Origin of the sequence: Treponema pedis (genome assembly GCF_017161325.1) — a bacterium.
In the GTDB taxonomy this organism is placed as follows: Bacteria; Spirochaetota; Spirochaetia; order Treponematales; family Treponemataceae; genus Treponema_B; species Treponema_B pedis.
This window is the reverse complement of sequence record NZ_CP045670.1, coordinates 1467152-1491387: the sequence shown is the minus strand read 5'-3', so window position 1 is coordinate 1491387 and position 24236 is coordinate 1467152. Positions and strand designations below refer to the sequence as shown.

Below are 24236 nucleotides of genomic sequence, written 5' to 3'. Positions count from 1 at the left end.
AAACAGTATAACATATTTTTACTCCAATTCAAAAGCCCCCGTATAAAGCTTATAGTAAGTTCCTTTTTTTTCAATAAGACTTTCGTGATTTCCCCTTTCTATAATTTCACCCTTATCTAAAACCATAATTACATCAGAATTAGTTACGGTAGAAAGCCTGTGCGCTATTACAAAAACTGTGCGTCCTTCCATTAAGCTGTCCATTCCTTTTTGAATTAAGGCTTCCGTTCTCGTATCTACGGAAGAAGTTGCTTCATCTAAAATCATTACGGGCGGATTTGAAACGGCAGCCCGCGCGATGGAAAGAAGCTGTCTTTGTCCTTGCGATAATGAGCTTTTATTTCCCTGAATAACCGTATCGTATCCTTTCGGGAGCATCATAATAAAGTTATGAGCGTTTGCAAGTTTTGCGGCTTCAATACATTCTTCATCGCTCGCCTCTAAATTACCGTAACGGATATTTTCCATAATTGTTCCCGTAAATAAATTAACTTCTTGAAGCACCATTCCCAAAGAGCGGCGTAAATCTTCTTTTTTTATCTTATTTATATCAATTCCGTCATAAGTAATTTTTCCCTTATCTATATCATAAAACCTGTTTATTAAGTTAGTAATTGTAGTCTTACCAGCACCGGTGGCTCCGACAAACGCAACCTTTTGCCCGCGTTCCGCATAAAGAGAAATATTTTTTAAAACGGGTTTTTCAGACGTATAACCGAAATCCACGTTTTCAAAAACCACATCGCCTTTAAGTTTTGTAAGTAAGACGCTGCCGTCCTCTTTTTTAAGTTTCCAAGCCCATAAATCAGTGCGCTCATTCGCTTCAATTAAGCCGCCGTTCTCTTCTTTTGCATTAACAAGGGTAACCTCCCCCGAATCCGATTCAGGTTTTTCGTCCATTAAATTAAAAATACGTGAAGCTCCCGCAACCGCATTTACTACCGAGTTAAACTGGTTCGATAATTGAAAAATGGGATTTATAAAATTACGGGTAAGAGCCAAAAAGGAAGCTATCGCTCCAAGTGTAAGCGTGTTAATTCCTGTAAGCGTTAAGTTGTTTATTTGCTCAATTGCAAACCAAGACCCGGCAAGAGCAACAATTAAATATTGTACATAGCCTAGAGCATTCATAAAAGGCCCCAGAATATGAGCATAAGTATTGGCTTTTGAAGCGCTTTCCTGCCATGCCTTATTCTTTTCTTTAAAATCCGACTTCGTCATTTCTTCGCGGCAAAATACTTTTATTACTTTTTGACCGCTTATCATTTCTTCAACATAGCCGTTTAAACTGCCTAAGGTTTCCTGCTGACGCATAAAATAAAAAGCGCTTTTTTTAGCAATAAATTTTATTATTGCGGAAATGGAAAAAATGCCGGTTAAAACAATAAGTGTAAGATAAACGCTTTGGTACAACATAGAAAAAAATACCGTAATAATCGTAAATACCGAAGAAACCAGTTCGGGCATAGACTGTGTAATCATTTGACGTAAGGTATCGGTATCGTTCGTATAACGGCTCATAACATCGCCGTGAGTATGAGTATCGAAATATTTTACGGGAAATTTTTGCATTTTTTCAAACATTTCATCGCGGATATTTTTTAAAGTTTTTTGCGCCGCATTAATCATTAGGCGGCTGTAAATCCACGAAGAAGCGACTCCGATTAAATAAATTATGCCTATAAAAATAAGAGCCCTTAATAATCCCGTAAATACGGGATTCGGTTCCGCAAGCAGCGGAACAATGTAGCCGTCTATAAGCACTTGCAAAAAAATCGAAGAAGCCGCCGAGGCTGTCGAACTTAATAGAATACATATTGTAACAACGATTAAAGTAAGTTTATATTTTTTTAAATACGATAAAAGCCGCTTAACGGCAGGTATATAAATTTTATCCATTTATTTAATTCCCTTTTTGCTGTGTTTCAAAAATTTCTTTATAAATTGCGCATTTTTCCAAAAGCTCTTCGTGTTTTCCTACGTTTTCTATTTTTCCGCCGTTAAGGACAACAATTTTATCGGCGTTTTGAACCGAAGAAATTCGCTGTGCAATAATTATCTTTGTTGTTTCGGGAATAAACTCTTTAAACGATTTTTGAATTAAAGCGTCCGTTTTAGTATCGACCGCACTTGTAGAATCGTCCAAAATTAAAATTTTAGGCTTTTTTAAAAGAGCCCTTGCAATACAAAGTCTCTGCTTTTGTCCGCCCGAAATATTTACTCCGCCTTGTTCGATTTTAGAATCGTATTTATCCTTCATCGTTTCTATAAATTCCGTTGCACAAGCCAATCGGCAAGCCTCTTTAATTTCTTCATCGCTTGCATTTTCATTTCCCCACTTTAAATTTTCTTTAACGGTTCCCGAAAATAATTCATTTTTTTGCAAAACAAAGGCAACCGAATTTCTTAAAGCATCTAAATCATAATCTTTTACATTTACACCGCCTACATTTACTTCACCCGAAGTAACATCGTATAAACGCGGAATCAATTGAACAAATGAGGTTTTGGAAGAACCGGTTCCGCCTATTATACCTACGGTTTCCCCCGATAGGATATGCAAATTTGCATTATCTATAATTTTTTTATCCGTATCGGCCGTGTACGAAAAATCGGCATTTTTAAAACTTACGCTTCCGTCTTTTACTTCAATAACCGGATTTTCGGAATTTTTTATTGTAGGGCTTTCTTTTAAAATTTCCGCGATACGCTCTGCCGAAGAGCGCGAAATTGTAATCATAACAAAGACCATCGCAAGCATCATTAAGCTCATCATAATCTGTGCGGCATAAGAGAACAAAGCCGTAAGAGCTCCCGTAGTCAAACCTAAATCGGGATTATTGCCGCTTGCCGTAATCGCCTTTGCACCCAGCCATGAAATTAAAAGCATACAAAGGTAAATACAAAACCTCATAAGGGGAATATTTAAAGTTACATACCGCTCTCCCTTTGAAAAACCTTTGTAAATTGCTTCCGAAATTTTACCGAACTTTTTTATTTCATACTCCTGTCTGTTAAAAGACTTTACGGCTCGCACTCCCTTTATATTTTCCTGAACAACATTGTTTAATTCATCATAAGTTTTAAAAACTCCCGTAAATATCGGGTAAACCTTTTTTATTATGCAATAAAGCCCCAATGCCAAAAGAGGAATTAAAAACAAAAAAATCATGGAAATTTCTTTACTTATTTTAAACGAGGCAACCATTGCAAAAACCATTATACCTGGAGCCCGTATTGCAATTTTTACAAGCATTTGATAAGAGTTAAGCACGTTAGTCACATCGGTGGTAAGCCTTGTAATAATAGATGAGGTGGAAAATTTATCGATGTTTGCAAAAGAAAAGGTCTGTACCTTATCGTACATATCCTGCCGTAAATTTGCGGCAAACCCGCAGGCGGCCTTTGCCGCCGTAACCGATGAAAAAACACCGGTAGTTAATTGAATAAGAGCGAAAACTAAAAGAGCCGCACCGTATTTAAATACCGTATACATACTGCCCCGCTCAATACCGAAATCGATTAAACGGGACATACATACGGGAATTATTATTTCAAAAACAACTTCCGTAATCGTAAGCAAAACGGCAAAAATCGAAGTACTTTTATACTCCCGCAGGCTCTTTGATAAAACTGTAAACATTTATGCTCCAATAGATAAAACGCCTGAATTGGTGTTTTACAATATTTAAATATACATTTTTTTGTGTGTCAAAGCAATAGGCTTTAAAATCAATCTTATATTAAATTAAAAAAATATATAAATAAAAATATAAAATTTCCGTTTTTATAAAATGCTCTATAAATTTAAAGCGGTTAAACTAAGCTCCTTATAAAAAAATTAAAATACGTACAATCGAAAAAAAAGAGCTTTTATTTTTATAAAAAAAGGCATTTTTACATAATACTTTAATCAAAATTCAATAAAAACCCGTAAAAAAATGCCTTTTTTACTCGACAAAGTATGAAAAATAAGGTAAAATGTAGTATAATTGTGAATATTAATCGTCATAAGGAGTGTAACGATGAAAACATTAAGCTGTGATATTTGCGGTAAAGAATTAGTAAAACCAATTAAGGGAAGAACCTACTGGCATATTCGTGAATACGATGTGTGTGAAGATTGCAAAGAAAAGGTAGAGATGAAACTCCGACCTGTTTTGCGAAACCACTTCCCCTTCTCGCAGGAATGGTACGAAAACGAATTCGTATCTGCAATTGCAAGAGGAGTTTCGGCAGGCAGAGCTTAGCCGATTTTAAGCCTGACCCTTTTCTCGATATCCCGAGAGAGGTTCAGGCTTTTAAAATTTCTTATCCTTAAATCTTTTTGACTTCTCTTGTAATTATTACCTTTATAATGTATACTCTTACACATAGGAGTTTTATATGTATGATGTACTTGTTTTGGGCGGAGGCCCGGGCGGTTATGTTGCCGCTATAAAAGCGGGAAGAGCCGGTTTAAAAACCGCTCTTATCGAAAAAAATAAACTTGGAGGAACCTGTCTTAACAGGGGCTGTATTCCTACAAAATACCTTCTTCATACCGCAGAAGTATTCGGAAGTTTTGCAAAAAACGATTTGGGTCTTTCAGGAGAAAATTTAAAATACGATATAAATACCGTTTATGAAAAAAAGAATGCCGTTGTAGAAAAACTTGTAAACGGTATTGAAAAACTTATAGAAAATGCCGGCGTCGAATTTTTTAACGGAGAAGGAAAAATTACCTCAAAATCTTCCGTGGAAGTAAACGGGCAAACTCTTCAATTTAAAAATTTGATTATTGCAACCGGTTCTTCCGTATTCGCACCGCCTATAAGCGGAATCGAAAACGCTCTTACCTCCGATGATATTTTAGCTTCTTCACCCGTAGATTTTAAAAGCGTAATTATCATAGGCGGCGGAGTTATCGGCATTGAATTCGCAACCATGTACGCAAAGCTCGGCAAAGAAGTTACCGTTGTAGAACTTGAAAAAACAATCCTTCCGCCCTTCGACAGAGACTTGGCAATGCAGCAAGCTCTTGTTTTAAAAAAACAGGGTGTAAAAATAATAAACGGAGCGGCTGTTACAAAGATTGAAAAAACCGGCTGCACCTTTACTCTAAAAGAAAAGGAAGAAAAAATTACAGCCGATGCGGTAATAGTTTGTATCGGACGTATTGCGGAAATTAACAATATAGGTTTGGAAAATGCCGGTATCGAATTCGATAAGAGAGGAATTATTACGGATAAGTTTATGCAGACGAATATACAAGGAATTTTTGCAATAGGAGATGCCGTAAAGGGAAATGTTATGCTTGCACATAATGCGGAAAACCAGGGAAGCTTGGTTATAGAAAATTTAACAGGCAACTGCAAAAAAGAAAAAACGATATCATTCCGTCTTGCGTTTATTGCTCTCCGGAAATTGCGGCCGTCGGGCTTTCGGAAAAGAAGCTGAAGCGAAAGGCATAACCGTAAAAATCGGTAAGGTGCCTATGGGCTCAAACGGAAAATCCGTTTTATCGGGACACGATGTAGGCTTTATAAAGGTACTTTTCGATGAAGAAGACCGTCTTGCAGGCTGTCAAATGATGTGCGCATCGGCTACCGATATGATAGGCCCAATAGGAACCCTTGTTAAAAACCGTGCAAAGCGTGAAAATATTCTTCACTCAATGTATCCTCATCCTACTGTAGTAGAAGCCTTTTATGAAGCCGTCGAAGACGCGGAAAAATCCGCAACACATATAATTTATAAAAAGTAAACGGTTTAAAGTAAAATTTAAATTTTGCTTTATATACTTACAAACAACCGCAAGGTCATTTCCTTGCGGTTGCCTAATCCGGCCGGAGGGCGGTTATGAAATCACAAAAAGAAATTTCAACTGAAAAACATCTTTTGGATTTGGTAAAAGAAGATGTTTTTGCTACAAGTCTTTTACGTATTCTAATTGAAGATAAAGAAATTGAAGCCTTGCAGGAATATGCGAATTCCGTTTCAATTGTCCGCTTGGGCTATAACGACCACGGCCCCGTTCATATGAAACTTGTAACGGCTAACGCAATTAAAATTTTAAATCTTCTTCAAAAAGCAAATATCCAAACCAGCTTGCAAAAAGAGGGAACAGGCTCTTTAGAAGACAGTAATTGCGCCGTAATTTTAAGTGCCTATCTTCATGACATAGGAATGTCGCTTACACGGCAAGACCACGAAATTTTCTCTATGACTCTTGCCCTTCCGATTATTGAAAGAACTCTTGATAAACTGGGTATAACTTCATATCCCAGACGGGCGGTAATAAAGGCCTTAACCTGCGAATGTATAATAGGGCATATGGCGTCAAGAAAAATAAATTCGCTTGAAGCCGGAATAGTTTTAATTGCGGACGGCTGTGATATGAAAAAAGGGAGGGCAAGAATTCCGCTTGAACTGAATACCGATGCCCGCATAGGAGATATTCATAAATACTCCGCAAACTCAATTGAGTCCGTAAATATTACCGCAGGAGAAGAAAAACCGATTAGAATAGATATTTTAATGAGCAGCGATGTAGGTTTTTTCCAAATCGAAGAAGTATTGATGGGAAAAATAAATATGAGTCCTGCTAAACCATATATTTCTCTTTTTGCAAAATCCGGAGACGGAACTGCAAAACAGTATTTATAAATATTGCTGAAAAAAATTGCAATAAAAGCCATGATTTGTACTATGGGCAAAAAAGCGGATTGTCATAAAAAACAGCTAAAAATAATTAATCATTCTTTAATACTTTCATTTAATGCAAGAGCAATTTTTAAAAGTTTATCTTTTGTGTTTTGTTCAGGGTCATCGAGTACGGTTGAAAACAATTCTTTTAAAATTATACCAAGTTTGGGTCCCGGAGCTATCCCAGCCGCAATTAAATCGTTTCCGTTTACAGCTAAATCTTTTATGCTGAATGCATTTTCACTTTCTAAAATCTTTTCAATTCTTTTTTGAAAATTGAGTAAAGAGCGTAAATCTATAGTTTCAGCCGTCAAGGCAAACCCGTCCGCACGCCTTAAAGCGAAGAGGTTTAAAATATTTTCAGGCGCTACACGCACAATAAAGCGGCGTACGGCCGCATCGCTCCAATCATCAGTGTAGTTAAACATGTGATTTAAAATCAAATGACAAACCTCATCAGTTTCCTTATTTGAAAATTTAAGACGCTGCATTATCCTTCTTGTCATTTTTTCGGAAACAACTTCATGTTTATAAAAAGTATAATCACCGTATTCGTTTAAGATACGAGTAGAAGGCTTTCCTATATCATGAAAAAGAGCGGCAAGCCGTACAATTAAATTTTCCGCAGGAGCGGCATTGCAGGCTAAAAAACTATGGTCCAAAACATCAAACTTATGCATACCCCTTTGTTCCACACCTCTGCACAAAAAAAGCTCCGGTAAAAACTCTCTCAATAAACCGGAACTTTCCAAAAGTTTTAATGCAATAATCGGATTTTCGGTTTTAAGTATTTTAATAAATTCATCTCTAAATCTTTCAGGGGATATTTTTTTACACACTTCAAGCATAAGAGGAATTGCATTTAAAGTTTTTTCTTCTATATGAAAATTAAGCTGTGCTGCAAAACGTATAGCTCTAATCGGACGGAGCCCGTCTTCGCCGAAACGTAAAACCGGCTCACCTACCGTTTTAATCCGTTTTGCTTTAATATCCTTTATTCCGTTAAACGGGTCTACTACAGAACCGTCGGCAAGATTAACCGCAATTGCATTCATAGTAAAATCGCGGCGGCTTAAATCTTCTTGTATAGTGCGGACATAATTTACAGTGTCAGGTCTTCTTCCGTCCGAATAATCGGCTTCGCAACGAAAAGTCGTACATTCAATTTGCTCACCCTTATATAAAACGGTAACCGTTCCGTGCTCTATACCGGTCGGAATCGTTTTGCGGAAAAGTTTTTGCACTTGATAAGGAGCGGCGTCCGTTGCTATATCGTAATCCTTACACTTTTTACCCAGAACCCAGTCTCTGACAGCTCCTCCTACAAGATAAACCGAAAATCCTGCTTGCAAAAAAATTAAAGCCGCTTCTTTTAAGTTTTTATTTACATTATATTTTAACATAAAAACCGCATTTACCGTTTTAATTTAAATTTATTTACTTCCATAAATAAATTTTCCGTGCCTAATTTATTTTTTTGCGCTATACCGTTTACTTCATTAACGGCATTATTTATTTGAACTACGCCTGAAGCAATTGCATTCATATCTATAATTATTTTTTCGGTTACGGAAGTAAGATTGTTTATTTCCGATAAAACCTTGTCCGAATTTACAAGCATTTCGCTTGAACCGCTTTTTACTTCATCGGTAACCGCTGAAATATCGGAGACTGAATTTAACAAAAGACCGCTGCCTTCATTTTGTTCAAGCATTGCGTTAAGAATAGTATCTTCCTGCATTTTAACGGCTTCCGTAAGTTGAAAACTTTCATTTACGATTTTTTCGGCATTTACAGAATCGTCGGCAATTTTATCTATTTTGGCCTTCAGAGCTTTTAAAACTGAAGTTATATTTTTACCCTGTAAACTTGATTCTTCCGCCAGCTTTCTTATTTCGTCCGAAACTACGGCAAAACCCTTTCCGGCTTCTCCCGCATGAGCGGCTTCAATTGCGGCATTCATTGCAAGCAAATTTGTCTGACTTGCAATATGCTGAATTACGCTTGAGGCCTCCAAAAGGCCGTCGGATTCCGCACTTATTTCCTGAGTTACCCTTGCAGTATATGTTACGGATTCTTTTACATCATTTGATTTTTCTTCAAGTTTTTCAATTAAAGTTTTATTTTTTTGCAAAATAGTATTAACCGATTGAATATTAGCCACCATTTGCTCCACTGCGGAAGAAGAATCGCTTATACTTGCGGTTTGCATTTCGATATGAGAATCAAGCTGTTTTATCGTTTCAATCATCTCCTGTATTGCAGATGCCGTATCTTTTACTCCGTAAGATTGCTTCATTATTTGTTCTTTCGTATCTTCAATATCGGTTGTCATCTGATTAACGGTTGCCGCCGTTTCCATCATATTAGCGGAAAGCTCTTCTCCTACATTTTTCATTATGGAAGCGTTTGTTCCTATCGATTTTATGGAATCTCCTATCTTCTCTATAGTACGGTTAAAATATTCCGAAATCTGCCCTATTTCATCATTTCCGTCAACCGGTAAATAAGTAGTTAAATCCCCTGTTTCTATACCTGCCATTGCCGTTCCTATTTTTTTTAACAGCTTGACAATTTTAAGCGACATAAGATACGATATCGGTATTGAAAAGATTATAATGAGAACAATTACAAAAATCAGTCTGTATAAAACTTTTCTTCCGACTTCGGTATATTCATCATATTCAAGAATTAAAATATATCTCCAGCCCAATTTTTTATTTTGAGAACTTATCAATTTAAATATATATTTTTTTGAATCTATCGTTTTATAAATATTTTGGCCGTCTTCCGCCTGAACAATTTCGGCATATTCGGAACCAAGCGAATTGATATCCTTACCTACCGACTCTGGAGATTTTGTATGAGCTATGATAGCCCCCGTTTTATCGATGGCTATTATGGCCCCGGTTTTACCTATGGCTTTTTGTGCAATGATATCCTTTATATACGAAAGATTAACAGAAGTGGAAAATACTCCCTGTAATTTGCCGTTTAACAAAATTTTATCGGTAATCTCAACCGTAATATCGTTTGATGATGAAATATAAAGGTCTGATAAAATTTGTTCGGATTCATTCTCTACGCAATTTTTATACCAGCTTCTTGTTCTTGCATCATAGCCCGGTTTTCTATTTGTTGCAGGATATATTAAAATACCTCCGTCTATTTCCGTCGCAACGGTCATATAGGGAATGGAATCATAAGAATCCACAAAAGTTTTCATCATATCGTAAATTTCTTTTTCTTCTTTACCGAAAGCTGCGGGATTCATTTTAACCGTTCCGTCCGGTTCATCGGCTTTTAAGTTAATATAAGATGTTATTTTTCCGTTTGCATTTTTTATTAAATCGGACTTTACAATGGAGGAATTAAGTTTGGATAAATTATCCAGGAAAATACCTAAATTGGAATCAAATTCCGAAGCGGCATCATAAAATGCACTATCCAGTTTTTCGTAACTTTGATTAACAATATACAGATAAGCTCCTACTCCTACACTTATTGCAGGTATCGCAGCCAATACGATAATAATAATCGCATATTTAAATTTTAACGGAATCTTTTTCTTACCGTTTACAATATTTGAATTAGAATTTTTCATTTCGTGCATACCTCCCGACAAAATCATCAATCACGGAAATCATCGTATTTCTGAAATTTATGATTTCCGGCACTTTTGTAAGCTAAGCTGAAAAAGTGCAATAATACGTGTTTGCAATAAACAACCGCCGAATAAATATTTTTAAGCTAAGCCGTTTAATTTAAAGTTTCCGGTTTGTTTTACAAGCCCGCGACAGTGTTTTTAAGCGACGTTTCTATCATTTAAAATAAGCCTGCCGTTTTTTAATTTTATTTAAATTTCTCCAGTTTGTCTATAAGACCTAAAATCGGAATATAGTCTTTTTAACTGCGAAATAAACTATAAATAAAGGAATCCCGTGTACAAAAAATTAAAATACCCGTTTAAGGTAAATAAGTTAATCAAAGATATTTTTATAGTCAAGATAAATCGATAAAAAAAACTTCTTTATGCCTTTTCTTTACCTCAAAAACGGCAACCTGTTGACATAAATCCCCATCTATGGGTAATATACCGAAAGATAAAGAAAATATTTTAAGCGGGCAAAGACAGCCGTTTTAAAGCCCGTATCGAGTTTGCCTTTCGGCAAACATCGGATATTATATGCCGTTTCTCATTACATTACGAAACGGCTGAAAATCATCAATGCTCGATTTTTGATAAAATCTGCGCTTGATGATTTTATCTGGAGGCTTATTTTAGGCAATGCAGATAGCATTGTCTAAAAACGCTGTCGAGTTTGCCTTTCGGCAAACATCGGATATTGTATGCCGTTTCTCACTTCGTTGCGAAACGGCGGAAAATCATCAATCCTCGATTTTTGATAAAATCTGCGGTTGATGATTTTAAAGGGAGGCTTATTTTAGGCAATGCAGATAGCATTGCCTAAAAACGCTGTCGAGTTTGCCTTTCGGCAAACGTCGTGTATTGTATGCCGTTTCTCATTGCATTACGAAACGGCGGAAAATCATCAATGCTCGATTTTTGATAAAATCTGCGCTTGATGATTTTATCTGGAGGCTTATTTTAGGCAATGCAGATAGCATTGTCTAAAAACGCTGTCGAGTTTGCCTTTCGGCAAACATCGGATATTATATGCCGTTTCTCACTTCGTTGCGAAACGGCGGAAAATCATCAATGCTCGATTTTTGATAAAATCTGCGCTTGATGATTTTATAGGAAGGTTTAATCTGCGCAATGTTGTTACATTGCTTTGATATAAACTTTCAGTTTTGCTTAAAAGCAAAACTTAATTATTATTGCCGTTTCTCATTGCATTACGAAACGGCTGAAAATCATCAATGCTCGATTTTTGATAAAATCTGCGCTTGATGATTTTATAGGAAGGTATTTATGGGGTTAGATGAAAAAACAACGGAAAAATATATTCAAATTTTAAAAGAAGAATTGGTTCCCGCTTTAGGCTGTACGGAACCTATCGCCATCGCTTATACCGGAGCGTCTTTACGGAAAATTATGGGCGGAATCCCCGATGAAATTCTTATTGAAAGCAGCGGAAATATTATCAAAAATGCAAAATCGGTTATAGTTCCGAACACCGGAGGAATGAAGGGAATGGAAGCCTCCGCACTCATAGGAATAATAGGAGGGAACCCCGATAAGGGGCTTGAAGTTTTAGCGGACGTAACAAGCGATGACGTAAAAACCGCCGAAAAGTATCTTCAAAAAAAATGTACGAAAATTCAGCTTATGGATACCCCTGCAACTCTTCACATAAAAATCACAGGCAAATTAAACGGAAACACGGGAATTGCCGAACTGATTCACCAACATACAAACCTTGTTCTTTTAAAACTAAATGATGAAATTATCTTAAAAAAATCTTACAGCCCGGAAGCCGCGAGCGGCGATTTAACCGACCGTTCCTGTTTAAATGTAAAAGATATTTTAGAATTTGCAAACACGGTAAATCTCAATTCTATCGAAGAGCCCATATTAAGACAAATAGAATATAACACGCGTGTAGCGCAGGACGGCTTAACCAATTCTTACGGTGTAGAAACCGGAAAAAATATTTTAAAATACAGTCAAAGAAAAGGAGATGCCTTTTCAATTAAAATACAAGCGGAAGGAGAAGTAGCGGCAGCTTCCGATGCTAGAATGTGCGGCTGCTCCTATCCCGTAATAACAAATTCGGGAAGCGGTAACCAAGGCTTGGCGGTTTCGGTTCCCGTAATAGTTTACGCACGTGAAATGGGCGTAAGCAAAGAAAAACTTATCCGCTCCCTTCTTATCAGCAACCTCCTGGCTATTCATCAAAAAACCGGAATAGGTCGCCTGTCGGCATATTGCGGTGCCGTAACTGCGGGAGCCGCCTGTGCCGCAGCGGTAACATATATGAAAGGCGGAAGCTATGACCAAATTTGCGGCACAATAAAAAACGCTCTCGGCACTGTTTCAGGAATAGTTTGCGACGGAGCAAAACAATCTTGCGCTTCCAAAATAGCGGCATCTTTAGATTCCGCATTATTCGGACATGAACTTGCCATGGACGGAAAATATTTTTCAGGCGGAGACGGTATAATAAAAGACGATATAGAAAAAACCATAGCGAGAGTCGGAGTAATGGCCGCTGAAGGAATGCGCCAAACGGACAGTGTAATATTAAATGTTATGTTAAAAGATTAGCAAACGCTTCACAAAATCATAACAAGGGTGCCTGCGGTTATAAGTATACAGCCGAGTACGGTTTTAAACGTAACGGCTTCTTTTAAAATTATAAACGAAAATATTATCGTTAATACTATACTGAATTTATCTATTGCAGCGGTTTTAGAAACTTCTCCGGCTTGGATTGCTTTAAAATAGCAAATCCACGATAAACCCGTCGCCGCTCCCGAAAGAATTAAAAAAATCCAATTACTTTTTGTTAAGCTTTTTAAATCTTTTATATTTCCGTTTGCAGCCGTTATGCCCCATGCAAGGATAAGCACTACAACGGTTCTGACAGCCGTTGCAAGCGTAGAATTAACATTTTTTATTCCGAATTTTGCTAAAATTGAAGTTAAAGCCGCAAACACGGCCGAAAGTAATGCAAGTATTTTCCACATAAAAAATTCTAATTAAAAAGAGCCGAAATTCCGTCAGCAACAGCTTCTACGGTTTTTTCACGCACTTGATTTCTATCTCCCGAAAATAAAAATTGAAAGGTTTTGCACTCCATATTCCCTTTTAAAAAAGAAGCAATACCCGTAAAAACGGTTCCTACAGGTTTTCCTTCAAGCGAATCGGGGCCGGCAACACCTGTAACTGCAATTGCAACGGCCTCAAGCCCGCCCGTATTTTTTGCTAAAAACGCATTTAAAGCTCCGTAAGCCATAGCCTCCGCCGTTTCCGCGGAAACAACTCCGTATCTTTCTATAATCTCAGGCTCAACACCCAAAAGCGAAATTTTTGCTTGGGGACTGTATGTAACAAACCCGCCCCAAACCGTTTCCGACGCCCCTGCTATTTTTGTAAATTCGGAGGAAATTAAGCCTCCTGTAAGGGATTCGGCGGTAATAAGTTTTATCCCCCGTTTTTTAAGCTCCGAAAAACTCCGCTTTATTAAACATGTATCAATCACTTTAAACAGTTACTATTGACGGGTTAATTGCTCTTTTAATTGCCCCGAACTTATGGAAAAAAGATTTTTTTCGGTAAACCCGCTGTTTCTAATCATCTTTACCGAGCCCTCAAATGAAACATTATCCGCAATTCTAATCCTTCCGGCAGTAATATCACCCCTCACAGAGGATTGAGGCTTTAAATCCACTTTATCGACGGCGGAAAGAGAGCCCGCAACCGCTCCTTCCACCACTATCGAAGCCGCCTTAACATATTGTACTCTGCAATCCGCCGTTTTTGAAATAATCAAAGCTCCTTGAGAATCTATAGCTCCGTTAAACTTTCCGTCAATTTGCAGCGTTTCGGAAAATTTCATTACACCGTCAAAAACGGTTTCTTTACCTAAAACCGTAACATTTTTTTCTTTATTTTTATTGCTCTTTTTCAATTTTTAACTCCTTAATTTAAGATAAATTCTTTTTATAGCGGCGGCTATAACTGCGGAAAAAGTTACAACCGATATTATTACGGCAAAATAATCACCTGCAAAAGAATAAACCGTTTTAGCGGTTTCTGTCAATATAGGCACCTCCACGGTTAAAACATCTTTTGAAAACGGCTTCAGCATGGCTTTTATTTCCCCGTTAGGGTCTATATATGCAGTTTGTCCCGAACTTGCGGCACGGACAACGGGAACCTTATTTTCCGCAGCCCTGAAAACCGCCATACTTAAATGCTGGTATTGCGGCACGGCACTTTTTGCCCATGCATCGTTAGTCATATTTACAATCAAATCAGCACCTTTTTTAACGAAATCCGCCGAAATATAGCCGAAGCAATCTTCAAAACAAATGGGAGTTCCGAATTTTATACCGTTTATATTAAAAACAAAGCGCTCCTCCCCCCTCTCCCAAAAATGAGTATCCGATTTTTCCAAAAGTCTATAAATAAACGGAAAAATATTCTTATAAGGAAAATGCTCGGTAAACGGAACAAGGTGCATTTTGCGATAAGTATCGGGTTCAGGCGGAATAACATTTTTGGAAGGAATGAAAAGCATCGCCGCATTATAATCCAATCTGCCTTCTCCAGTTTCCCCTATGGGTACAGCATCGTCATTTCCGATTAAATACGGAACGGTTTGTCCATTTAAAAATTCCAATAAATTCCGTACCAGGGCCGCCGACTGCATATCGCTTGAATATTTATAATGCCATTTTATTCTGGGAATAAATGCCGTCTCGGGCCAAACTACAAGCGAAATATCGGAATTTTCAGCAACTGCTCTTTCGGATAAGGTTTTTAAATCATAAAAATTGTTTTTATAAACTTCAATATTGCCTACCCAAGGGTCGGTATTAGGTTGAATAAGGGCAAGTTTAGCTTTTTTATATGAAGAATAATCAGTTTTTGCGAAAATGCCGTATAAAAAAAAAGCGCAAAAACAGCCGAGCCAAATTGCGGCATATTTACCGTAAAGTTTAACGGTTGTTTTTAAAGATTTATTCAAACTAAATTCATAAATAAATACGGCCGATATCGACGAAAAAAAAACAAGCAGTAAAGAAATACCCCAAACGCCTAAAACCGCACTTGAACGTATGAGCGTCGGGAAATTCCATTGGGTATAACCTATAATTCCGTAAGGATACCCCATAAAGCCGAGCGTTTTTACGTATTCATATCCTACCCAGACAAGGGCTTGAAAAATAAAGCCGTAACGCGGAAAAAAAATATCGACAATTTTTAATAAGGCAAACAATAACGCATATAAAATAAGGTAATACCCCGTAATTACATAAACGGCAGCCTGATGAAAAAAAAGAATCCAAAAATTAAAGGCCAAATATGAAAGAAAACCTGAAAACGCTCCCCAAAGAACGGAAAACTTTAAACTTGTCCTTTTTATTAAAAGAAAAAACGGTGCCAGCGCTATATATCCGAACACCGGTATACCGGTAAGTACCAACTTATTAGGATGTGATAAGTAAAATAAAATAACACCTGACAGCGATAATAAAAGGTTATATTTAAACGAATAAAGTTTTCCGCTTTTCATTTTAGGACAATTTTTTCGGACTTAATTCTTTAAGAGAATCTTTTAAATCCTTTGCCGGTTTAAAACGGACCTTACAATGAGCTTTTACCTTCATTTTTTCGCCCGTTTTGGGATTGCGCGCATTGGCCCTTGCCTTAACGGGAACAACTTCAAAGGTGCCTAATCCTCTTATTTCAACCCCCGAACCGCTTTTAAGCAAATCGGAAATCGATTCTACAAAAAGGTCTACAATGCCTTTTACTTGTTTTAATTTATACTCTTCATTGTTTCTATAAATAGAATCTATTATATTGCTCTTTGATTGTTTTTGTTTCATAGTTAATTCACATAAAAAAAATACCGCAATTTCCATAAGGGCATTGCGGTTTAAGGCCAATGCTTATTTGGCAGGAAAAGAAGCGTTAAACAACAATTGCATTCTCGACTTTTTTCGCGCAGCCGAATTCTTAGTTAAAATTCCCTTTCTGGCAGCGGTATCAAGCTTACTTGTCAACTCTTTAAGCAAGGCCCCCGCACTTTCCGCACTTCCTGAATGAACGGCATCGGTATATTTCTTTGCAGCAGTTCTTACCGAGCTTTTTACAGAGCGGTTCCGCATTCTTCTAACTTCGCTTTGTTTATGTCTTTTAACCGCAGATTTATTCTTCACTTGTTTCTACCTCCGTGAATTATTTTAAACCGAATCTAACCGGTTGTATAACCGCAAATTATTATAGTTTACATAGATTACACTATATCTATTTTTTTTGCAATAGCTATGCGCAATCTTTTTTCATCTTCTTCACTTAAACCCAAAGTTTTCGCCGTATCCAAGTCCTGCAAGGCTTCGGTATAAAGTTGAAGTTTAAAATATGATAAAGCACGCCTAAAATAAACATGTGCCTGAAACTTGTTTATTTTAAGCGAATCCGAAAAATATTCAATTGCTTCATTATCCTTATTCAGCATTGTCAAAGCAATACCGACATAATAATACGACCTGAAATTAGAGGAATTATGCTTACAGCTTTCAATAAAGTCGCTGCAAGCCGCTTCGTAATTACCCTGTGCAAAATAAGCCATTCCCCTATGCTTAAAAACCACAGATAAAACAATATCGTTAGGGTTTTGGTCTATTATTTTAGTATAAATTTTTTCCGCCTCTTCAAAAAGATTTTTATTATGAGCTTCTATTGCAGCCAAAATTAAGTCGTCTATGGATTCAAGGGCTATAACTTTTTCTTCTTGAGTTCCGCTACCCTTTTCCAAACCCTTTTTGGAGGCCGGCAACAGCCTTTCGGTATATTCATCTGCAAGAGAATAAAAACCCAAACGTCTTGTATCAAGCTCAGCATTAAGCTTATTTTGATAATCGCGTATTTCTTGAAAAATAACATCTGCAAGACTTAAACTCGCATTTATTGAAGCCAATTTTCTTCTCAAAGGCAAATCGAACGGCGAAAATTCCGCCTTATAAATAAGCTCATGTTCAACTTCCGCCCAGGCATCCTGTAAAATCGTTCTAAGCTGAATTTCAAAAATGAGGTCTTTAGGCAAAACCAGTCCGACTTTAAATTCTTCGGGGATTTCAAGCAGTAAATGCACCGATTCATAGCCGAATTCCTGAAAAGCAAGATTGGAACCTTTTCTTTCAACCTCAATTATTTTAAAATTTTTCTCCAAAAGAGTTTCAACTTCACTCAAATCCTGTAAAAACGTGCAAATTATGCGTATTCCCAAAATATCCGTTAAAACCGGCAAAATTTGCAAATCCGAATCGGAACTTTCCGGCGGAAATTTTAACAGTTTGGCATAATAGCTTTCAAACCCTTTAACTCTTGTTTTATATGTTGTAGGAGACCCTATTTTAACGACGGAACGTAAAAATTCCTCAATACGCATTATAAGCACTTTAAAATGAGGAACGTGAGAAGCATATAAGCGTCTAAGATTATCCTTATTAGGAAGCCATGATGTTTCTTCTGTAGATGACATAGTATAATAACAGGACAAATTAAATAAATAAAAGCGGCAGCAAAATCCGCCGCTTTTATTAGCTAAGTATAAGCGGAACAGTCCGCTATGAGCCAACTATTGGTTGTTGGTTTCTTGATTATTTCCGCCGCTATTTTTTGCAGCTTCAGAGCCTTCGGAAGGTGTAAAACCTGCTTCCGTAGCCATCTTTTCCTGCTCCAAGAAACGCAAAACCTGGGTTTGTCCGAAGCGTTCAACTTCAATCTTTTTTCGCTTCATTTCCCGTTCCGTTTGAATTCCCCAGATGTCTTCATCTGCAAAATCACGTACGGTTGTTAAAACGGCTTTGTCATAGATAATCTTTACATCTTTAAAATATCCTACGAAATCGCCGCCGTCATGAGCCGCATCCCTCGTAACGAGGAAGCCGTCAAATGAAACGTGAGGAAGAGAAGTGGGGTATACCGGATATAATCTAACTTCGCGAGCCTTTACCTGTGTAATATAACCGGGGTTTGACCAAATCATTTCTCTCCAACCGTCAAACAGGAGGTAACCCATAAAATATCTTGTTACCTTGTTATTCTGATCGCGAAGAAGAACATAAAGGCCGTGGGGGAAATTCATTCCGTAAGTATTTACGGCAATGGATTTAATAACACCGGTGTTTCGTACAACTCCGTATCCGCCTTCAAATCTGCCCTTACCGGAAGCCTTATCTTCTTCAGTAGGCTCCTGTAAATTGCCGGAATCGTCAACCTGCGTCATTTTTTCATAAGCAGGAATTAAAAATCCGGGTCGAATTTCCGCATTAGCGTTATTTGCCCATGTCGGGAATAAAATGCGTACACCCATCAATTTTTGACCGGCAAAATTCTTTGCTTCACCGCTTACTTCAGCTTCCGTTACCTTGGATAAAGCAACAGAAGTAGGATTCTGTGCTGACGAATTAAGTTTAACTTCCCACTGAGCAATAGCGAGAGAAGATCTCATTAAGGCTTTTTGCTCGTCGGTGTAAGAAGCACCGGCAACAGCACCGTAATCCATTACAGTTCGTCGGTTTTGAGTCATCGCACCGGCCTTATCTGCAATAATGTCGGCATTTAACAGCTGAAAATCAAGAATAACAGCTTCTTCAGCAACTGCAACGGCACCAATCAATAAAAATGCCATCGCTACAAGTATCAATGTTTTTTTCATTCAAAAACTCCTTTATATGAACTTATTATGCCCTGTTATATATAAGTATATGTAATAATTCAATTTTGTCAAGACTTTTTTTCAAATTTCGGCATTATTTTTTAATAAATCGTAAATCTGCACCCCTTCTACGGCTATATAAACCGATTTCAGATTTTTACAATTTAAAAAAATATTTTTTGCCAATAAATTCTTAATTTCTTCGGAATCGAAGCCTTCGCAGATAACTTCCATAAAACTTGCAGGGAAATCGACATACAGAGTTCCGTTACGGACAAAGCACGATAAAAGCTTGCTTTCCCGATTAAAAAAAGAATATCGGTCGTGGTTTACAGGCCCAAGCATAAGCTCTTTAAAAAAATAAACTTCCATAGGTTCAATATCCTGCGGAGGAATATAGCGTATTTCCGTTTCTATTTTTGAATTAACGGAATTTTTAAAAAACATAACATAGCGTTCGTACTTATTGTTTAAAACCGAAAATAAGGCAATTAAAACTATTACAAACAGTAAACCGCCTGCAATTATTTTTGTTTTGATATAATCCATTTTAACCTCTTACAATAACGGCTTCTTTTTAAGATTTTGCAACAGGACTTCAGTCTGAAACCGCTTAATTGATGCCGTTTTCAAACCCGCTTATAAAAGCGGTTATCCCATTATATATGCCCATGCTGCATTTTTTCAAGTAGGCAGGAGAGGCTAAAAGTTTCGCCTCTTCTTTGTTGGTTACAAAGCCTATTTCCACTAAAACGCTGGGCATTTTTACTTTGCGTATTACAAAATAAGGATTTGCACGAATCCCTCTTTTTTTGCTTTGACTGCCTATTTGTCCGTCCAATCCGTCCAAAATACTTTGCGCGAGAAGAACGCTTTCGGTTGTAAATTCTTCTTCCATCATCGAATTTAAAATAGAATGAATTTCTTTGGGTGCCTCATTTTTATCCAGAACCTCCCTTCTGTAATCGGAAGGAAGATACCATACTTCAAAACCGGAGGCTTTTACATTAGGTGCGGCATTTGCGTGTACGGAAACATATAAAATACTCTCATTTTTATTTAATTTTACCTTGTTTGCCGTATTTACCCTATCTTCAAGCGTAGGATAAAAATCTTTGTCGCGTGTCAATAAGATTCGTTTATCGGGATATATTTTTTTAAGCATGGAATAAAGCTCCAAGCTTACCTTTAAAGCTATGTCCTTTTCGTACAAAATAAAGTTTTTGCCGTTTTTTTCATAAGAGCCTACACAGCCCGGGTCCTTTCCTCCGTGACCGGGGTCTATAAGGATTGCCCCGACACTGTAAAGCCGCTCCTTTTCGGGAAGCGAAAAAAACGTCTGCAATTTGGAAAACATTCCCTCCGTTACAAACGTAAGTCCGTCTTTTGTATAAGGAGCCGTATAAAACTCCGCCGAAAAATAACCCGAATCCGGGTTGTTAAATACAACAAGACTTTGCCCCACCTTACAGCTTGCCTCGGCATTATTTTTTTTTAAAGATAATTTCTTGAGAAACCGGCTCCCAAAAAAGCTCAAGTTTAAGTTTTTTAGCTGCATCCGTTACCGAAACGGAGGCTTCAACCGAAAAAGCATAAACCGGCAACAGTAAAAAAATAAGAGAAAATATGAGCTTAACAATAAGTATTTGTTTTGAATTTTTCATTTTGTTGTTTCCGGCCGATTTAAAAAGTAACATTAAAATATTATAATGTCAAGAGTAGCCTGTATAAATATACAATATTTACAGTAATGGAGGTGATAAAAATATTGTTTAATTTAACCCGAAGGAGCCTTAAAGCTTTGCCATTTATTTTTTAATCAAACCTGTAACCTGCATTATTTTTGTGTCGAGCTTTATACGTACGCAAAACGGACAATTTGAACGGTTCTTAAAAGATTACAAAGCTACGGTTAAAAATCTTCTTAATTTATTACTTTTTATCGCCCTTTGGACAAAAACATAAATATTCGTACTGTCAATTTAAGCACCTTATTTTTTTGTTTTTGCAGGCACAGACCGAAAAATACTGTTTGCATTCCCGTACCCTCTCCCCTCCCCGAACACAGGCAAACAGCGAAGCGTATTTGCTCCTCCAACCCGCCCCAAAACCGGCTTAGGGCCGAATTCTTAGCACAGATCCACTAAGCGGCTATTTTTAAAAGAGAGGGAGTCACAGGGGAGAGAGAAAAACTTTTATCCGAACAAGCGGGCATCTCCCACTAAAAAATACCCCTCCGAATCTCTCCCTTCGTTTCGTAACCTTATTGATATAAACACGCAATACCGGGTAAGATTTTGCCTTCAATAAACTCAAGCGAGGCGCCTCCTCCCGTAGAAACGTGGCTTATTTTATCGGCAAGGTTAAATTTATTTACCGCCGCTGCGGAATCTCCCCCGCCTACTACGCTTATCGCTCCCTTTTCGGTTGCTTCCGCAACATAACGGGCTGTTTCAAAAGTTCCCTTCGAAAAAGCCTCAAACTCAAGGAAAACTTATGGAAGCTATGCAGGAGCAGGAACACGGCAGCCGCGAAGTATTAACCGCCATTAAAGATATCAATTCAATTACCGCACAGGTTCAGGACGGTTCTTCGGAAATGCTCCGCGGAGGAGAAAACGTTGCGCAGGAAATGCAAAAGCTTGACGATTTAACTCGTGTCATTACCGACAGTATGAACGAAATGGCGTCCGGAGCGGTACAAATAAGCAATGCCGTGCAGGAGGTAAACGAAATAAGTCAAAAGAATAAAATGAGTATAGAAAATCTTGCTTCCGAAGTTGGAAAATTTAAAGTTTAAGTATACGAAAAGGAGGTTGTGTTAAGCATAACCTCCTTTTTTATAAACAGGGTATTTTTGCCCGCATAATTGCATATTTTTATATTCCCGTGTTATACTTATTTTATGAAAAATTTAAAAACAATTATTTTTATAAGCATTATTTTTACGGGCGGTCTTTCATGCGAAAACGCCGCATTTTTTAAACCCGTAAATTACCGAAGCGAAATGAGGCTCTTTGTTAAAGAAATTTCACAATATGCAAAAACCGGAAAAAACAGGTTTTACATCGTCCCTCAAAACGGACAGGAATTGGCGGAAACCGTAACGGAGACTAATGTTTATACCGAAACGGATTATATTGAAAGCATAGATGCCGTAGGCAGGGAAGATTTGTTTTACGGATATACGGGAGATAATAAAAAGACTCCCGCATTTATTACCGACAGCCTTACAAGGCTTTGCAATATTTTTAAAACCCGTAAAAAACCCGTTTTTGTTACCGATTATTGCCTTTCGCATAAAAACGCCGATTTATCCTATTTAAAAAATAACAAAATGGGATATATTTCATTTGCCGCAAACGGCAGAGCCTTAAACACGGTGCCGGAATACCCCGATGCTCCGTATAATAAAAATAATTCGGATATTACAAAAATAGAGGAAGTTAAAAATTTCTTATATTTAATCAACGGTGAAAACTATAAAACCAAAGAAGAATTTATATCCGCTTTAGAAAAAACCGATTTCGATTTATTGATTATCGATTTGTTTCATAATGAGGAACAATTTACAAAACGGGAAATTGAAAAATTAAAATTAAAAAAAAGCGGAGGGAAAAGGCTCGTTCTTTGCTATTTGAGTATAGGGGAAGCCGAAGATTACCGCTATTATTGGAATCCTTTATGGAAAAAAAATAAACCCGTATGGCTTAAAAACGAAAATCCCGATTGGAAAGGTAATTATAAGGTTGCGTATTGGAATAAGGAGTGGAAAAAAATAATATACGGGGCTTCCGGTTCGTATTTGGATAAAATTTTGGACAGTAATTTTGACGGAGTATATTTGGACATAATAGATGCCTTTGAATATTTTGAAAATAATGAAGAAAACCGATGAATTTTAACTGAAAATAAGGTGAAAAAATCGTTTGACATTACACCCCAAAAGTGATATAATAAAAAAGGTTTGCCGATTTATAAATATTGCACAAACAATTTTTTACGGTAAATAAAAAAAACTATAGGAGTGGTGTATGCAAAAAATTGTTAAAATTTTGCTCGGATGTCTTTTTGCCTGTTTGGTGTTAACTTCTTGTACAAAAGAAGAACAAAAAAAGACTTTAAAGGTTGGTATGGTAACCGATGCCGGAACGATTGACGACAAATCGTTTAATCAGGGGACTTGGGAAGGTATTAAGCGAGCCGAAAAAGAACTCGGTGTAGAAATTAAGTACTTAAAACCCGTAGGAACAACGGAAGCGGACTATATCAAAGAAATTTCAAACTTATACGATGCGGGTTATAAATTCATTATTTGTCCCGGATTTAAATTTGAAACTGCTGTTTTTAAAGCACAATCCAAATACAAAGATGCCAAATTCGTTATTATCGACGGTAACGCTCACCCCGCCGATTCTTATGACCCTCAAAACGGACCGAATACAATCGGTATCAGCTTTTTGGAAAATGAAGCGGCATTTTTAGCCGGTATTGCGGCTGCCTTGCAGTTCCAAAAGGGTAATTTCGGATTTATCGGCGGTATGGAAATTCCTGCGGTTCAAAAATTTAATTGGGGCTGGCAGCAGGGTGTTAAATACGCAAACGAACATCTCGGAACTCAAATTGAAATGGATGAAAAGAATTTCGTATATCAGGGCGGTTTTTCCGATATTGCGGCAGGTCAGCAAATTGCGGCTTCTATGTATGATAGGGGTGTAACGGTAATTCATGCCGCTGCGGGCGGAGTAGGAGTAGGCGTTATTAACGAAGCTAAAACAAGAACTCAGGCGGGCTCTCAAGTTTGGGTTGCAGGCTGCGACGTCGACCAATATGCCGAAGGAATAATTGCAGGCGGTTCTTCAATTATCTTGACTTCTGCGGTAAAATATCTTGAGAGAGCTTCTTATGATATGATTAAAGCGGAACTTGAAGGAACCTTTCAAGGCGGACGTTCTCTTCTTCTGTCGGTTAAAGATGACGGTGTAGGAATCCCCGAAAAAAATCCGAACCTTTCCGATGAGGTACAGGCAAAAGTAAACGAAATTTTCCAAAAAATGAAAGCCGGTGAAATCGTTGTAAGCAGCGAACAGGGCAATTTATTTAAATAAATTTTTTACCCGAAACCCTGAATTTGCCTTTGGGTTTCGGGTGTATTTTTTTTATCAAGGAGTATGTGATTGTCCGATTA

At 37.4% G+C, this 24236-nt stretch carries 21 protein-coding genes and 3 pseudogenes; 8 read left to right on the top strand and 16 right to left on the bottom strand.

The window, feature by feature from the left end; all coding sequences use genetic code 11:
* Positions 1–18 precede the first annotated feature (18 nt).
* Both DYQ05_RS06660 and DYQ05_RS06655 read right to left on the bottom strand, forming a co-directional pair.
* Positions 19–1899 carry an ABC transporter ATP-binding protein gene (locus DYQ05_RS06660; protein ID WP_206183133.1) on the bottom strand — a complete coding sequence of 627 codons (1881 nt, stop codon included), beginning with the start codon at positions 1897–1899 and terminating at the stop codon, positions 19–21.
* Between the two features lie 4 nt (positions 1900–1903).
* Positions 1904–3643, bottom strand: coding sequence for an ABC transporter ATP-binding protein (locus tag DYQ05_RS06655; protein WP_206183132.1), 1740 nt, complete (start codon positions 3641–3643; stop codon positions 1904–1906).
* 382 nt (positions 3644–4025) lie between these two features.
* Between DYQ05_RS06655 and DYQ05_RS06650 the strand changes: the two genes are divergently transcribed.
* From DYQ05_RS06650 to DYQ05_RS06640, 4 genes and pseudogenes are all read left to right on the top strand, one after another.
* Entirely contained in the window at positions 4026–4250 is a 225-nt protein-coding gene (locus DYQ05_RS06650; RefSeq protein ID WP_024465595.1) for a hypothetical protein, read from the top strand.
* A 136-nt stretch (positions 4251–4386) separates the two neighbouring features.
* Positions 4387–5439, top strand: coding sequence for a dihydrolipoyl dehydrogenase family protein (locus tag DYQ05_RS06645; RefSeq protein WP_252723263.1), 1053 nt, complete (start codon positions 4387–4389; stop codon positions 5437–5439).
* Positions 5352–5746, top strand: a pseudogene (locus DYQ05_RS13750) (oxidoreductase dimerization domain-containing protein). Before DYQ05_RS06645 ends, DYQ05_RS13750 begins: the two are co-directional and overlap by 88 nt.
* A 95-nt stretch (positions 5747–5841) precedes the next feature.
* Positions 5842–6648, top strand: a complete 807-nt coding sequence (locus DYQ05_RS06640) for a phosphohydrolase (RefSeq protein WP_206183131.1) — start codon at positions 5842–5844, stop codon at positions 6646–6648.
* Positions 6649–6737: 89 nt separating this feature from the next.
* Here DYQ05_RS06640 and DYQ05_RS06635 read toward each other — a convergent pair whose 3' ends face one another.
* Positions 6738–8090: a CCA tRNA nucleotidyltransferase gene (locus tag DYQ05_RS06635; RefSeq protein ID WP_206183130.1), complete on the bottom strand. Its 1353-nt coding sequence runs from the start codon at positions 8088–8090 to the stop codon at positions 6738–6740.
* A gap of 11 nt (positions 8091–8101) precedes the next feature.
* Positions 8102–10291, bottom strand: coding sequence for a methyl-accepting chemotaxis protein (locus DYQ05_RS06630; protein ID WP_194077303.1), 2190 nt, complete (start codon positions 10289–10291; stop codon positions 8102–8104).
* Positions 10292–11623: 1332 nt separating this feature from the next.
* Between DYQ05_RS06630 and DYQ05_RS06625 the strand changes: the two genes are divergently transcribed.
* On the top strand, positions 11624–12919 hold the full coding sequence (locus DYQ05_RS06625) for an L-cysteine desulfidase family protein (RefSeq protein ID WP_206183129.1): 1296 nt from the start codon (positions 11624–11626) through the stop codon (positions 12917–12919).
* An 8-nt stretch (positions 12920–12927) separates the two neighbouring features.
* Here DYQ05_RS06625 and DYQ05_RS06620 read toward each other — a convergent pair whose 3' ends face one another.
* From DYQ05_RS06620 to pgk, 12 genes and pseudogenes are all read right to left on the bottom strand, one after another.
* A complete protein-coding gene (locus DYQ05_RS06620; protein ID WP_024469194.1) occupies positions 12928–13341 on the bottom strand; it encodes an EamA family transporter in 414 nt (137 codons plus the stop codon).
* Positions 13342–13349: 8 nt separating this feature from the next.
* Complete coding sequence (locus DYQ05_RS06615) at positions 13350–13856, bottom strand: CinA family protein (protein WP_024469193.1); 507 nt, start codon at positions 13854–13856, stop codon at positions 13350–13352.
* 12 nt (positions 13857–13868) lie between these two features.
* Positions 13869–14285: a bactofilin family protein gene (locus DYQ05_RS06610; protein WP_020965220.1), complete on the bottom strand. Its 417-nt coding sequence runs from the start codon at positions 14283–14285 to the stop codon at positions 13869–13871.
* Between the two features lie 3 nt (positions 14286–14288).
* Positions 14289–15896, bottom strand: a complete 1608-nt coding sequence (gene lnt / locus DYQ05_RS06605; protein WP_206183128.1) for an apolipoprotein N-acyltransferase — start codon at positions 15894–15896, stop codon at positions 14289–14291.
* A 1-nt stretch (position 15897) separates the two neighbouring features.
* Positions 15898–16212 carry an HU family DNA-binding protein gene (locus DYQ05_RS06600; protein WP_024465777.1) on the bottom strand — a complete coding sequence of 105 codons (315 nt, stop codon included), beginning with the start codon at positions 16210–16212 and terminating at the stop codon, positions 15898–15900.
* A 63-nt stretch (positions 16213–16275) separates the two neighbouring features.
* Complete coding sequence (gene rpsT, locus DYQ05_RS06595; protein ID WP_206183127.1) at positions 16276–16545, bottom strand: 30S ribosomal protein S20; 270 nt, start codon at positions 16543–16545, stop codon at positions 16276–16278.
* Positions 16546–16622: 77 nt separating this feature from the next.
* Entirely contained in the window at positions 16623–17870 is a 1248-nt protein-coding gene (locus tag DYQ05_RS06590; RefSeq protein WP_206183126.1) for a RelA/SpoT domain-containing protein, read from the bottom strand.
* A 96-nt stretch (positions 17871–17966) separates the two neighbouring features.
* The gene (locus DYQ05_RS06585) at positions 17967–19049 is read right to left on the bottom strand and encodes a flagellar filament outer layer protein FlaA (RefSeq protein WP_206183125.1); all 1083 of its coding nucleotides are present in this window, start codon (positions 19047–19049) and stop codon (positions 17967–17969) included.
* A gap of 81 nt (positions 19050–19130) precedes the next feature.
* A complete protein-coding gene (locus DYQ05_RS06580) occupies positions 19131–19598 on the bottom strand; it encodes a GerMN domain-containing protein (RefSeq protein WP_024467924.1) in 468 nt (155 codons plus the stop codon).
* Between the two features lie 64 nt (positions 19599–19662).
* Positions 19663–20514 (bottom strand): N-acetylmuramoyl-L-alanine amidase family protein, encoded by an 852-nt coding sequence (locus tag DYQ05_RS06575; protein WP_252723261.1) that lies wholly within the window; start codon positions 20512–20514, stop codon positions 19663–19665.
* A 19-nt stretch (positions 20515–20533) separates the two neighbouring features.
* On the bottom strand, positions 20534–20713 hold the full coding sequence (locus tag DYQ05_RS13745; RefSeq protein WP_252723260.1) for a hypothetical protein: 180 nt from the start codon (positions 20711–20713) through the stop codon (positions 20534–20536).
* A 599-nt stretch (positions 20714–21312) separates the two neighbouring features.
* Positions 21313–21534: pseudogene (gene pgk, locus DYQ05_RS06570) on the bottom strand (phosphoglycerate kinase); the annotation flags it as partial.
* A gap of 5 nt (positions 21535–21539) precedes the next feature.
* Here pgk and DYQ05_RS06565 point away from each other — a divergent pair.
* From DYQ05_RS06565 to DYQ05_RS06555, 3 genes and pseudogenes are all read left to right on the top strand, one after another.
* Positions 21540–21848: pseudogene (locus DYQ05_RS06565) on the top strand (methyl-accepting chemotaxis protein); the annotation flags it as partial.
* Between the two features lie 105 nt (positions 21849–21953).
* A complete protein-coding gene (locus DYQ05_RS06560) occupies positions 21954–22946 on the top strand; it encodes an endo alpha-1,4 polygalactosaminidase (protein ID WP_206183124.1) in 993 nt (330 codons plus the stop codon).
* 136 nt (positions 22947–23082) lie between these two features.
* Positions 23083–24156, top strand: a complete 1074-nt coding sequence (locus DYQ05_RS06555) for a BMP family lipoprotein (protein ID WP_020965205.1) — start codon at positions 23083–23085, stop codon at positions 24154–24156.
* Positions 24157–24236 lie beyond the last annotated feature (80 nt).